Source organism: Persicobacter sp. CCB-QB2 (assembly GCF_001274635.1).
GTDB classification, from domain to species: Bacteria; Bacteroidota; Bacteroidia; order Cytophagales; family Cyclobacteriaceae; genus Persicobacter; species Persicobacter diffluens.
The window spans coordinates 2,584,240-2,597,300 of sequence record NZ_LBGV01000001.1; the positions used below are offsets into that span (position 1 = coordinate 2,584,240).

General features: G+C 41.0%; 11 protein-coding genes. 3 read left to right on the forward strand and 8 right to left on the reverse strand.

The annotated features are described in order from the left end of the window. Positions 1–252: 252 nt before the first annotated feature. Positions 253–1,947, forward strand: a complete 1,695-nt coding sequence (locus NG22_RS11430) for an AraC family transcriptional regulator (RefSeq protein ID WP_053405851.1) — start codon at positions 253–255, stop codon at positions 1,945–1,947. Positions 1,948–2,766: 819 nt separating this feature from the next. On the opposite strand, the gene NG22_RS11440 is transcribed toward NG22_RS11430, so the two are convergent. From NG22_RS11440 to NG22_RS11450, 3 genes are all read right to left on the reverse strand, one after another. Beyond that, entirely contained in the window at positions 2,767–3,297 is a 531-nt protein-coding gene (locus NG22_RS11440) for a hypothetical protein (RefSeq protein WP_053405853.1), read from the reverse strand. Positions 3,298–3,403: 106 nt separating this feature from the next. After that, positions 3,404–4,240 carry a leucine-rich repeat domain-containing protein gene (locus tag NG22_RS11445; RefSeq protein ID WP_053405854.1) on the reverse strand — a complete coding sequence of 279 codons (837 nt, stop codon included), beginning with the start codon at positions 4,238–4,240 and terminating at the stop codon, positions 3,404–3,406. 560 nt (positions 4,241–4,800) lie between these two features. Further along, a complete protein-coding gene (locus NG22_RS11450; RefSeq protein ID WP_053405855.1) occupies positions 4,801–5,487 on the reverse strand; it encodes a hypothetical protein in 687 nt (228 codons plus the stop codon). A gap of 345 nt (positions 5,488–5,832) precedes the next feature. Between NG22_RS11450 and NG22_RS18140 the strand changes: the two genes are divergently transcribed. Both NG22_RS18140 and NG22_RS18145 read left to right on the forward strand, forming a co-directional pair. After that, positions 5,833–6,825 (forward strand): DUF4276 family protein, encoded by a 993-nt coding sequence (locus NG22_RS18140; RefSeq protein WP_253275684.1) that lies wholly within the window; start codon positions 5,833–5,835, stop codon positions 6,823–6,825. 38 nt (positions 6,826–6,863) lie between these two features. Next, positions 6,864–7,550, forward strand: coding sequence for an RluA family pseudouridine synthase (locus tag NG22_RS18145; RefSeq protein ID WP_253275685.1), 687 nt, complete (start codon positions 6,864–6,866; stop codon positions 7,548–7,550). 67 nt (positions 7,551–7,617) lie between these two features. Here NG22_RS18145 and NG22_RS11460 read toward each other — a convergent pair whose 3' ends face one another. From NG22_RS11460 to NG22_RS11480, 5 genes are all read right to left on the reverse strand, one after another. Beyond that, positions 7,618–9,072: a hypothetical protein gene (locus tag NG22_RS11460; protein ID WP_053405856.1), complete on the reverse strand. Its 1,455-nt coding sequence runs from the start codon at positions 9,070–9,072 to the stop codon at positions 7,618–7,620. Positions 9,073–9,153: 81 nt separating this feature from the next. Further along, entirely contained in the window at positions 9,154–10,068 is a 915-nt protein-coding gene (locus NG22_RS11465) for a hypothetical protein (protein ID WP_216597623.1), read from the reverse strand. 35 nt (positions 10,069–10,103) lie between these two features. Continuing rightward, on the reverse strand, positions 10,104–10,898 hold the full coding sequence (locus NG22_RS11470; protein ID WP_053405858.1) for a hypothetical protein: 795 nt from the start codon (positions 10,896–10,898) through the stop codon (positions 10,104–10,106). A 3-nt stretch (positions 10,899–10,901) separates the two neighbouring features. Next, complete coding sequence (locus NG22_RS11475) at positions 10,902–11,474, reverse strand: hypothetical protein (RefSeq protein WP_053405859.1); 573 nt, start codon at positions 11,472–11,474, stop codon at positions 10,902–10,904. Between the two features lie 7 nt (positions 11,475–11,481). Beyond that, positions 11,482–12,936, reverse strand: a complete 1,455-nt coding sequence (locus NG22_RS11480) for a hypothetical protein (RefSeq protein ID WP_157601035.1) — start codon at positions 12,934–12,936, stop codon at positions 11,482–11,484. Between the last annotated feature and the right edge of the window lie 125 nt (positions 12,937–13,061).

The window sequence follows — 13,061 nt, forward strand, 5'->3', positions numbered from 1 at the left end:
AAGACCAGCGGTCTCACAAAGCACTATGCCTTACTTCCTGATTGCAAAATCAATATGAGTAAATCTGTAAACGCCATCGTTTTATAACTTAAAAATGCTTGAAGCGTCCCACTTCCTACCGACCCATTTCATGAATTGAGCCGCAAAAATCTCCCCCATCATAAATAATTACCATTTTTATCATGGCTTGCATCGAATAGTTTTCTTTTTCTAATGAAATATTTATTTTAGGTAGTAGTCATTTTTTTACTTATGAGACCCACTTTTTACACGAGCCTTCTCCTTCTATTCCTCCTTACGTGGCAGCCTACTCATGCCCAGCATCAGGTACAGTTCATCATTAATCACCTACCGGAGTACAGCCCGGAGGACGATACCCTATACATGGTAGCCGATTTCAACGATTGGGCACAGCAGCAAAATCAACAGCAATTTCTCCCTTATCCGGATGGCACTTTTCGGCTCACGCTTTCCGTTACAGACCTCAAGGAATTTGAGTACAAAATTAACAGGGGAAGTTGGGAATCTGTAGAAGGCAACCACTTTGGCGATTACCGAAACAATCGGATTTTTAAAAAATCCGCCGGGGTCATGAGCCAGGAAATCACTATCAAAAGCTGGCAGGACCTGCATAAAGTGCATCACCCTCCACTGGAAATTACCATCAATGAAATCCCGGCCAACACCCCCAAAGGCGCGCCCTTATTTTTATCCGGCACCTTAAATGCCTGGACTCCTGACGATCCCGATTTTCAATTTCAGCAAAAAGAAGATGGAACCTATTACCTGCAACTGCCTCCCGGCTTCGAGACTTTTCGATATAAAATTACACGCGGAAGCTGGCGGGCCGTTGAGGGAAGGGCTGATGGAGGCATCATGAATAACAGGATCTGGGACCAGTCAGAAAATACCACCAAAGTCATGAGCAACCTGACCATTTCCAGCTGGGAGGATTTAAGTCCCTGGCCCTGGATCAAAATTATTCTGGTGGTTTTCCTCCTGGGGATACAGGTACAAAGCGTCACACACAACTATATCCACAAACACCGTTCTTATATTGATATTTATAGCCTCCTGGCCATTATATTTCTATTTTTAGGCGCCATCCGTCCAATAGCGGACCCCTTTCCGTCCATCAGCTTGGTGCCCACAGCCCTGGCCATGTTATTACCTATCCAATTAATCGGCAAGCGAAAACGGCCCACCCTTTGGTATGGCTTATTGCTCTTAAATATCTGCATCTTTTCATTATTGTGGATCAGTGATTTATTAAATATCTACCAGGGAAATATTTTCCAACTCTCTATTATATGGAAAAACATCGCTTTCTCTCTATGTTTCCTAACATGGGGATACTATCTACAATATCAATTTCCATCCAAAAAGATAAGCATCTGGATGGCAGGCTCTTTTTCCCTGTTCTTTTTTATCCTCAGCGGGCCATTGAATGTATTCCAGCTGGATTCGTATTATCTTTCTGAATACTTGCCTTATTGCTTTTGGCTTCTGGTCAGTTTAACCCATTTTTTCCAAATTTTCAACACAAAAAGAGGACTGAAATCACCCAGGCAAAAGGAAGAGCAGGAAGGCTTACCGGAAAAGCTCGTGGAAATGTTGCATAAACACATGCATGACAAACAGGAATACAAAGACCCGGCACTAAGCTTAAGCTCCTTATCAAAATCATTAGGGACCAACAATCAATACCTATCCAAAGCCATCAATGAACAACTAGGAAAAAGCTTCCCGGACTATATCAATGAATTAAGAATTGAGGCCTTCATACAGGCCGTTCATGAAGACCAAAACCGGAAATACAGTTACCTGCAGCATGCCTTGCAAGTGGGCTTTAACTCTAAATCCTCCTTTAACCGATCCTTCAAAAAAATCACTGGCAAAAGCCCCTCCGCTTATTTTGAAGAAGATGAAATATCATCAACCTCCTGAAGGCATGTTTAGCACGTATTTAAAAATTAAAATTCATAGCGAAAATTTGAAGTATCCCCTCCAATAATTCTGATTTGAAGTCGAGTGCTGCGTTTTTAAACGGGCTCTTAACCCGGATTATTCATGCTTAAAACCTCGTTTAGCTGCAAGGCGGGAAAAATGAAGGAATAGTTCCCTATTTCAAGTTTTTTCCAACGAAGCAGATGAATGAGGTGAAAGCAAGCTTGCCCAAATTTGGGCTATTAATAATTTAGCAATAATGACCCTATCAGACTAAACATAAGTCACTTAAGACGACTCACTAAATCTAGCGGTGAATAATTCGGGTTAAGCAGGGTGCTTGGGGGGCTGCTGCCGCTTAGACGTCAGCACCGGGCTCGCGCGGCTCACCTCATCGGCCTTTTGGGCCGCTGTGGTTCAAACAAACCCGCTTCATCCCTGCCCCTGCCGGGCTATTCGCCCGGATGGGATCTCGAGAACTGCCAGCAGAAGGATAGAGGCATTGTTGAAGCTCTTTTTGCAGCCTAAAAGCGTAGCGGCTCGCAAAAAAGCGACTGCCGAAAGCCTGCTAGCGAGCCTGGGCGAGCTACTGCCCCAAAAACAAATGCTTCCACATAGCAGGTTGAAATACAAAATATATAATAAATTATTCTTCACTCCTATCTTATCCCCCAATCAGCAAAAACATTCACCACAGTTTAATAATAAGGGCTTCCATCTGAAGCCCAAATTCTGAGAGGGAATAATTCGCATTAAAAGTAGCATTCACCTGTATACAAACATAGATACACTAAATAAAAATGATATTATCCTTACTTACTAAGCTAGTTTTCGCGCTTCCAAGGTATCAATGAGCGCAAAAAATAATAAAGAACATGAAAACCTTAAATTCTCTTGGGGGTCTACAGGCTGATAATCCTTAAATATTTTCCCCTCTTCAAACATGTAAAAAGCCAATACGCCACTATTGGGATATCGATTAATTTTAGCCTGCAGTATATCATTTTTTAATTCTTCATCCTCTTCTTGTCGGGATAGAACGGAAATAAAATCAAGATTGGGTTGAATAAAGGATACATATTCATCAGCATCTACCTCTTCATCCAATACCCCTCCGGTATCGGAAAAGTACTCCACCAGCGTAATGAGCATGGCATAAATAGCATGTTGCTTTTCATCTCTCTCTTCAATAGCCAGTGCCTTAACCAGCTCGTCAATAAAAACTTGCCGGAGGCCTATTTCATGGATTTGAGCCAAAATTTGAACTTTGGGTCGGTGTTTCACCAGCGTAAATCGCGCTTCCAAAGCTTGTACATTGGCCAGGAGTTCAGGAGGGAAGATGTCGGACATTTCAAAAAGTATTTTTGCTTTTTAAACTCCTCCCGCTCGTTTTCAGTTACAGCTCAACAGACCAAATACAACCTTGATAATCGAAATAGACAGAAACAGGACGAACTTATCGCATCACCTCAATTCCTTTTTGCTCAATGGATTTGATAATCTCAAACTGTTCTCGATTATAGGAAAAGTCAAGATCGTTATCCTGCAAATCAAGATGATAACTTTGATTATGCGTTTTATCACCATATTTTCTTCGCCCTTTAAAAGCTCCGTTTTCTGACAATTCCTTTAACACCCGAATATCCTTCACCTTATTCTGACTCAGATTCAACTGCCTTAGTTGCGTCATTGCTGCCAAGGCATCAATATTTCTAATTTTATTCCGGCTCAACATCAAATAGTGAGGATTAAACCCTTTCAAAAAATCAATCTCTTTTAAGCCGCAGTCCATCATGGACAAGGATTTTAATTCCGGATTTATTTTTTCAAAACATGAAAAGTCTCTAAATCGAAGCCCTGCCAACCAAAGTGTTTCCAACTCTTCCAAACCTTCCAAAGGGCATAAATCCGTGACCCGACTATAACCCAAATTCAAGTCTTTTAAAAACGTCATTCCTGCCAATGGACTAATGTCTCGTACGGAGGTATACCAGCAATCCAGCTTACGCAACTCCTGTAATTGATTCAAGGGCGACAGATCATGCACCTCAGTATATCGAATATTCAGCTCTCTTAAATATTTAAAATATTGAATTGCTCCGATATCTCTAACCTTATGGGCTTTATTCCTGGGCTTAGCGGACAGATCCAATCGGTCCATCGACTCGGCATCTTTTAAAGTAACAGGAGTACCTACCGGAATTCGCAAGGCTAACCTTACCTTGGTTTCAAACACATTATCATGAAAAACAATATGCCCTTCCTCATTTAAATAAGACTTTTCTGTAGCCATTGATGACCACGAACAACAAAAAAATAATAGTATACAAAAAAATGCTTTCATGTCTATTTTGGTTTATATCAACAAAATAGACATATCAAACACAACCCTCGTTAAAAAGCAATTAGATTAATATGGCTCTCAAAACACGATAGCCATTCCTTGTTTTCCAATAGCTTTTATCCAAAGCCGGCTTATTTCATACTTAGCCCCAATTATACATGCGTAAATCCCCCTTTAGCTGCAAGGCGGGGAAAATGAAGGAATAGTTCCCTATTTCAAGTTTTTTCCAACGAAGCAGATGAATGAGGATAAAGTAAGCCCACCCCAATTTGGGCTAATATAAAATCGCAAGAACTATTTTAACAGAATAGTATAAAGCAATTTACACCAAACGCCTGAATCTAGTAATAAATAGTTCGGGTCAAAAAAGGTAAAACCAGGCTACTTCATAAGTAACCTATTGCTATTAGATATACGGGCTTTATTTATTGGGACAAGAAATCATCAATAATTCGATCGTGATCCAATATTACCCCTCAGCAGCAATCAATAAAAGCGGTGCTTATCAATTAATAACTTTCCTTCTTCTTCTCAAATTGCAGCGTATCCGGGTCATCACTGATATAAAGGGCGTCCATTCCGGATTGCATGACCAATATCTTCCCAAAAGCTTCAGGCAACTCCAGCTCTTGTGCCGTTACCCATCGTCCCTCTCCATAAACGGCAATTTTTTCTCCGGGCTCCAAAATCCCTTCGTGATATTTGAAGCTCTTATTCATCCCAAGCCAGTTTTCATCATCATGACCATGATTTTTTAAATATTGTTTTAATTTGGGACTGGCGTCATTCAGAAAACCGGAATCAAATTTGGCATCCTTTACGATATAAGATCTTTTTTCCGAAGCTTCAATGATTGCAAAATGATCTCCTTCCTTGATCAGAAAAGGGATGCTTTTTTGATCATCTATCACTTTCACCCATTTGGAGCTTTTCCCCTGGCTTTTTTTCTGCTGTACCTCCACATGATATTCAGCACAAGCTCTTCCGGACAATGGTGCTTTCAAGGCCTCATTCACCGGTACGACCTGACCCACAATACGAGCCGTCTGTCCGTTACGAAAGTTTTTGATTTTTTTTAGAGGAGCCTTTTTTAATTTTCGTTTAACAATGGCCTTCTCGGTAAAAAAATGAGAAAAGATGATAAACCCGAGGATAATGAATCCTATAAACCCAAAAAATATATATTCAACATTCATGATATTTAATTACTTCAACAAAATCAGATACATGCTCAATATATTATAAACAAATAAAAACCCCAATTAAATCAACTTTTCCTAATTTAATATTTTCGCAAAAAGTGGGTTTATCCTTCATCAGCGTGTACTTCATTGCCAACGCATGGAACAAAACCTGAAAGATTGCCGAGGTCATCCCTTTTATTTTGTAAAAATAACATCGCTATTATTGAAACATTATCCCAAATCACATTCAATTAACCGAATGATACATGCCTAATTCCGCTTTTTCCCCAAGCTTACACCTCACTACTATCGGTGTCCTGTACAGAAATGCTGGGATTTGGGAAAAAAGGCCTAATTTTGGCTATTGAAAAGGAAACGCATAAGAGAGCTGAGATGACCATTAATCCTTCTGATAAAGACCGTTTAATACATGCTTTGCCTAAAGAGGCAGAGAACATAACATTACCTGAAAAATTTACTTTTCCATTTAACTACCAACCGCATGCACTCTGTGTATTGGCGGCGGAGGAGTTGCAGGCCTATTTGGCCCAAAAGGAGGAGTGGCAGGAAGAGCTGAGTCTGGAAGGAAACAATGAACGTGTGGGCAAAATGTTTGGGGTGATGATTGTGCGGGATAGCCATGGTCAATTGGGCTATTTGGCGGCTTTCTCAGGAGCTATTGCGGGTAAGAACCAATGGCCAGGATTTGTCCCCACACTCTATGATCGCTGGGATCCCAATTCCTTCTTCAAAATCGGGGAGCAGGAATTAAATGCCATCAATGAGGAGGTTGTCCAACGGGAAAATGATCCGGCATTTCGAGTCGCTATTCAGGAAATGGAAGCCTTGCGTATTTCCGGCACGGCACAGATCGAAGCCTTCCGACAAGAGGTTAAAGACCGAAAGGCCGAAAGAAGAGCCAAACGGGCAGAAGCGGAAAGCACATTGTCGGAAGAAGCATATTCGAAACTTTTGCATGAAGCAAGTTTAGAAAGTCAGGCGGATCGCAAATGGCTGAAGGGGGCGATTAAACAGGAGCAAAAAAGAATGAAAATTGGAGAAGAAAAAGTAGAGGCGATGCGTGCTCCTATTTTAGCTTTGAAAGAGGCGCGTAGGGAAAAGTCCAATGCGATTCAACAGCAGATTTTCGATCAGTACACCTTCCTCAATGCCCGAGGTGAAAAGAAAGAGGTGCGGGAGATTTTTGGAGAGGAATTACCTCCGGCGGGTGCGGGAGATTGTGCCGGACCAAGGTTATTACAATATGCTTTTGCGCAAAATCTAAGTCCGATTGCCATGGCGGAGTTCTGGTATGGGCCTTCCCGAAGACCATCATCCGAAAGCATTTGAATTATTATCCGGCTTGTAAAGGAAAGTGCGGCCCGATCATGGGGCATATGCTTCAGGGATTGGTGATGGAGGAGGATCCGCTTCCTGCCAGAATTATTGTCCCGGATCATATTGAGGTCTTGTATGAAGATGATGTATTAGCGATAGTGAATAAGCCTTCCGGATTTCTATCTGTTCCCGGAAAAAGCCATACCGATTCCATACTGGAAAGGATCAAACAGCAAATGCCAGATGCGGAAGGACCGATCATTGTACACCGACTGGACATGGATACTTCCGGCCTAATGGTGGTAACAAAAAATGAAGAAGTCTATAAAAATCTACAGGAACAATTCACCAAAAGAACGGTCAAGAAGCGATACACTGCTTTACTGGAAGGTTATGTAAAAAAATCGGATGGTTATATCGACCTGCCGCTACGTGTGGACCTTGATGACCGCCCAAGACAGATGGTCTGCTACCAGCATGGAAAAGCCGCCCGCACCAAATTTGAAGTGAAGGAACGTAAAAACGGCCGAACACTGATTCATTTCTATCCGATTACCGGACGTACACATCAGCTGCGCATGCATGCGGCTCACCCCGACGGGCTGGATTGCCCGATTGTAGGTGATGATTTATATGGGAAGGTGGCCGAACGCCTGCATCTGCATGCGGCTTATCTGGAGTTTGAGCATCCGGTGAAGAGGGAGAGGATGAGCTTTGTTTTAGAGGCGGAGTTTTAAAAAATACGTATAAAAAAAACGGACTGTCCGGGAAGAGGACAATCCGTTTTTTTTTGAAGGCATTTATTTAATAGGTGCCTATATAATTCCATAAGGGGGTTTCATCAGGTTTTAAGTTGGTATAATTCCCGGTTAACTCCAGTATAGATTGATATACATTTCTAGAACCATTAGAGGTATACTGCACTAATTGATCCTGTGCAAAATAGCTTCCGGAAGTCCATAATTGTAATTTATTTGGCCATGCTCCTTCACATATCCCTAATAACAACCACTTATCATAGTGATAAACTACATGCCTGGTATTGTTATCATAATTTATATTCGGACGATTAGCATTATTCTCGGTTAAAAGTTTCACATAATTATCTCTGGAAAGAGAAGTGTTATTGTCCGGGTGAATATCACTTCCTTTTGACTTATGGCTTTCCAAACAAATCCAGGTAAAAGTAACCTCCGAATAACTTTCCCACTGATTATAATCATCAGAATATAATCGTTGACGTACGGAAACTAAATCGCCTCTCGTATAATCTGTCTTATCCATCCACAGATCTGGACAATCCTCCGGAGGCACCACAATAATCAGATATGGATTGATCAGGGTCATGAACCAATCCTCAGGTTGAAAATCCGTGAACTGATAGGACGTCTCATAATTCCCTCCCACACTAACGGTTTGAGAACTTATTAAAGCACCCACTGCATCCGAATTGGGATCACTATCCTTTTTGTATACAAAAGTATCATCCTCCGAAGTTTTCGCGACCGGAACATACTCAACTGTAATATCTAAATCCTCCCCTAAATAATCATCCGGTAATAAAATGACAGCCAGACCATTAGTGACCGTATAATCACTAATCAGTATATTTCCGGAATGAGCTATCGAAAAGGATCCGGCATATGCTTTATTAATATATTGGTCACTTTTATCTCCGTTCACAGGGATCATTCTGGCAATCTCCAAATACAGTTTATTATAACTCCCCAGCACTCCATCAATATGCTCATAGCCTATATCAGTCAGGCTTCCTCCCGCTGTGCTGGTTAAAACAAAATAGATATCTACAGGAACAATACTATTGGCCGAAATGGTAAATTGAATAGGACAGGGATCTCCCACATAATCATCCGGGACATCCTTACCCTCAATCGGGACATATCCAATAAAATCGCCCTGACTATTAATTAATGCACAAGAATTAATCACATAATCACCGACCGGTAATAATAGTTTTTCTGAAGCAATACTGCCATCCGAATAAATATAAGCGTCAACCGTATATTTAACGTTGTCACCGATACTACTACAATCCCCATTTAAACAAGGGGCTATTTCATACACAATGGATCCGTTTTCCTCCACCATGGCTACCGCAGCCTGCCGGCCGTTTTCATGCAGATCCAGCTTCATCGTTAGAGACATTTCTCCCTTAGAGTTTAAAGGGGATTGCTCATCGATATGACAACTGATGAAAAGGAGGGTCAGTAAGAGAAAAGAAAAGACCGATCTTATCATTGGTATGAATTTAATTTTAGTGAAAAAATAGAAATATACACCCCAGGAATAGGGTGTATATTCATGCTATTTAAATATTAATTATTGACAGATGATGTCGAATACGTCGTTATCACCAGGAGTTAATGGATTAGTAACAACAGTTGGTTGCGTACTAGGGCTATCTGCTTTTCCATGGTAATTGATCTTGGCAATTGTTCCGCCATCAAAAGAAACCGTCACTGTTTTGCCTTCAGGAATACCAATCTTCCAGAATCCATTAGTATAGAATGAACTGGTTTCATCTTCTTCAAAATAAACGGCTCCTGAAACGGAATCTTCAATTTTCAAAGTACCTGCAACCGGAACCCACTTCCCTGTTGCATCTAAGGTTGTAGTTGAAATTTGAAAATCATTGCGCCTCACAATATTACCCTCATGGATAATACCGTTCATATAGCCGAAATCTGTAGCACTATTTCCTCGCACGTCTACCGCAGCGAATTCAATATTTAACAACTCATTCGCATTGACAACAAATGTAGCCGGAAGTTCGGTCACAAATTCAGCAGGATCTACACCTGAGGCCGGTGTTAAGTTTGCAGTCCAGTTGGCTAGATTTGACCCAGTTAAAGGGGTAATAGCCAATAAATCATTAGCATTAGTATCCTTTGTTCCTGATATTAGATCATAAGCAGCATCTCCATATAATTTCACCTCTGTAATCTCGATGCTCGTCCCGTCGGCAAAAGCAACCTTATCTGTTGTCACAAAAGCAGTTCCTGCACCAGGATACAAGTCTGAATCCATGGTAAAGGTAAGGGTTGTCGGTGTTCCTCCAATTTCGTAAATCACCTCCATGGTATTTACCTGTGGCAACACCTCCGCAGAAATACCAGATACACGTGCAGTGGTATGATTCGAGTGCAAAGCGGAATTAAATGTAATCTCCCCATTCCCTACCAATTCATCCTCAGTGGATTTACAAGAAAACAGACCTGCTACTACCAGTAGCAACGTCAATAATTTTGCTGTTAAGTTTTGCATAAAAATTAATTGATTTTTGAAAATATAATATCGATAATATCGTTTTGATCATGTATCCTCTCAATGGGATAATCCAGGTTCAGGTATTGCCCCTGATCCAAAACCAATCTTGCTTTTTCCACTTTTAGATTTTGGTCATCCGGCGTGAAAAATATGGTTGTCATGGTTCCTTTAGGTACTCCTATTTTAGAAAATCCGCTATCTAAACCTTTCTGCTCTACTAAAATAGCGCCCTCTTCATTCTCAATCCTGATGGTTCCACTTACCGGAATCCAAACTCCCTTATCATCAATCAGGGAGGCGGTAATGGTAAAGTCTGTGCGTTCAACAATGCTGATTCCCCAACCCGCATATCCAAAATCAGCTTCCGTAAAACCATTGGCCAAAACTACTTCTAGCACTTCCGAATATTGTTGATTAAAACTCCTTACAATCCCGTAGGGCAGAGGGTCACGCACATATGGCGCCAGTTTGGCAGAATCCATGGGGATGGCAGCCACCACCATTCCATGTTCACTCATTAACTCCACCTTAAAGAGCTCGCTAGGGCCAATCAGCCCTTTAGAATAAGGTACCACTACACTGGTATCCGTAGGATGGGCCAATAACTTTTGCGCCAATATTTTATCCGAACCCTCAGACTGAATAACAGCATAAGCCACCTGATTTACCCAACTATAATCTTCCTCATCAATAAAAAAAGTATACTGACAATCAGGCGACTGGGGATAAAACAATTCTTCCTGCTTACAAGAAACCAGTAAAAAAAACGCAATATAAAATATATATTTTAACCTCATATTCTAAAAAGTTAAACCAGCTCCAAAGGTAAATCCATTGAAAATATGGTAACCGGTATACAAATAAACCGGGGTTCGGCCTCTTCTGCTTCTGTTCCAGTCATTCAGTTCATACATCAGACCGGCCTCAATGGCATAAGTATAGGCACTTTTGAAATCTGTATAGGGCACTTCTATTTCAGGATAGTCCGGATGCGCCATAAAACCTTTTTCATAAGTCGCCTTCGTTTGAATTCCGGGGGAAACCACCACATGAATACCCTTTACTACTTTATAGCCAAAATTCACCAGCATATCAGCCTTTATCACTGTTTCTGCTCCCTTTGTCACCTGACTCATTCGTCCGGTTAATCCCATTCCAAAATCCTGATTTCGACCATATCTGCCTGTAGACAAAGGAAAATACACCTGCGCACCAAACTTATGATCAGTAGTGTATTGCATGCCCACAAACACCAAAGAACTTTTCAAAGATCGCCGATTTCGGTTATAACTTCTCCTCGGCGGGGCGGCTGCCAACAATTCTGTTAATCCGGAAAAGAACAGAACGAACAATATAAAATATCTAATTTTCATAAAAATATCAGCAGCTAATGTTGGTGGTATAGGTTGTTAATTGCTTCCAGCCTGAATGCCTGTCCGGGCGATTATTACTACTATCTCCGGCACTTCCTTCATTAGGTATATCCTGAGTGGCGATATAGACAAATCCGTTATAGTGAACTATTTCACCTTTTTGGTAATCGCCGAAATCATACACATAAGTTACCCACAGACTCGGCTCCGTCTGGTATCGGTACGGCCATTCTTCTATATCAAGGGACCAATTCACCTTTGAGAGATCCCCCACACATATTCCTTTAAATTCCCAATCAGAAGTCTCTGCTAAACAGTAATAGATGGAGCGCCCCCTTTGCCCCCAAAGTTGATCATCGGTCTCTGTTTGAGAGTTAAATCTGACCGAGGGAGGTGTATCTGTAAAATGAGTATTCTTCTCCCACAACCAATAAAAACTCCTTCCATCACAAAGAGTAAAATGGTATGAATCCGCCTGAGTAGTAACCTGATCCCCGGTCTCATACTCATCCGAGACCTGATTTAAACGCATCAGAGAACATTCGTCTAACTCACAAGCAGGACAACTATTCAAAATGCTTAAAAACCACAAATCTTCCTCTGCTCCAGCGGTGGACAAATCAAATCTAAAAGAAATAGTATTTCCAGAAGGTAAACCCGAACCAATCTGCTCCCCATAACCTTCCCCTCTGTTCCTCAGATAATTAAAATATTCAAAAGTAGATTGACAGTCCACACAGGCCGAAAAATCGAGGGACACATTCAAAAATTCGGCATCATTTGGAACATAAAAATTAGCCATTCCCCATTCAAAAGACTTGTCAATAACATTGAACTGTTGCCCCGCCACTACATAGTCAATATTGAAATGTGCCGCTGCTATGTTCAAATCGAAGCCGGAGGAATTATTGAAAGTACTCAGTTTAAACTCTGTGATCACCAATCTAAAATCGGAAGAATTATCCTGTCCGGTAAAATCACCATACCCCACATCCTCCAGATTAATTCCTTTTGCGTTCATAAAGGGCAATTCCTTGGAGTAAATATCATTTCCGCTAATGGAAAAGCTCAATGGCAATACCCCTTCCGATATGGGCACTATTCCAACCACAGCATTAGGGTCCAAAACCTTTGCAGCATTAAAATCAAATGCCGCTTCATCATTCAAAAGAAATGCCCTTGAAATAGTATAATCACCCTTTGCTAACAATAACTTATTCGATAAAACCCGGCCATTTTGAAAGTAAGCCGATAAACCCACCAGCTTTTCATTACCGAATAAATCATTATTCTCAAATTTAGAAAATTCAAAAATAACCGCTTCCACCTCACTCAGGGAAAGATTTTTTAGCCTTGAATTATCCTCAAAAAGATCAAAACTAAGCTGTAATCCTCCCTCCTCCGCCATATCTTCCCTTGGAGGAATACATGCGGCCAAAACCATCAGGCTAAGGATTAACAAAAAATTAAAGATTGCTTTAAAAGCGTGCATACAAAAGGTTAATGGGATGTTGACGAATCGGAGGCAAACCTATTAATTTTTGGCGGACTATTTAATCCTATAAAAAGTATAGTAATAGAAGAAGC

Bases quoted from the DNA above. Each gene is read 5' to 3' on its own strand.
- NG22_RS11430 (WP_053405851.1), top strand. From the start codon at position 253: ATGAGACCCACTTTTTACACGAGCCTTCTCCTTCTATTCCTCCTTACG.
- NG22_RS11440 (WP_053405853.1), bottom strand. From the start codon at position 3,297: ATGTCCGACATCTTCCCTCCTGAACTCCTGGCCAATGTACAAGCTTTG.
- NG22_RS11445 (WP_053405854.1), bottom strand. From the start codon at position 4,240: ATGGCTACAGAAAAGTCTTATTTAAATGAGGAAGGGCATATTGTTTTT.
- NG22_RS11450 (WP_053405855.1), bottom strand. From the start codon at position 5,487: ATGAATGTTGAATATATATTTTTTGGGTTTATAGGATTCATTATCCTC.
- NG22_RS18145 (WP_253275685.1), top strand. From the start codon at position 6,864: ATGGGGCATATGCTTCAGGGATTGGTGATGGAGGAGGATCCGCTTCCT.
- NG22_RS11460 (WP_053405856.1), bottom strand. From the start codon at position 9,072: ATGATAAGATCGGTCTTTTCTTTTCTCTTACTGACCCTCCTTTTCATC.
- NG22_RS11470 (WP_053405858.1), bottom strand. From the start codon at position 10,898: ATGAGGTTAAAATATATATTTTATATTGCGTTTTTTTTACTGGTTTCT.
- NG22_RS11475 (WP_053405859.1), bottom strand. From the start codon at position 11,474: ATGAAAATTAGATATTTTATATTGTTCGTTCTGTTCTTTTCCGGATTA.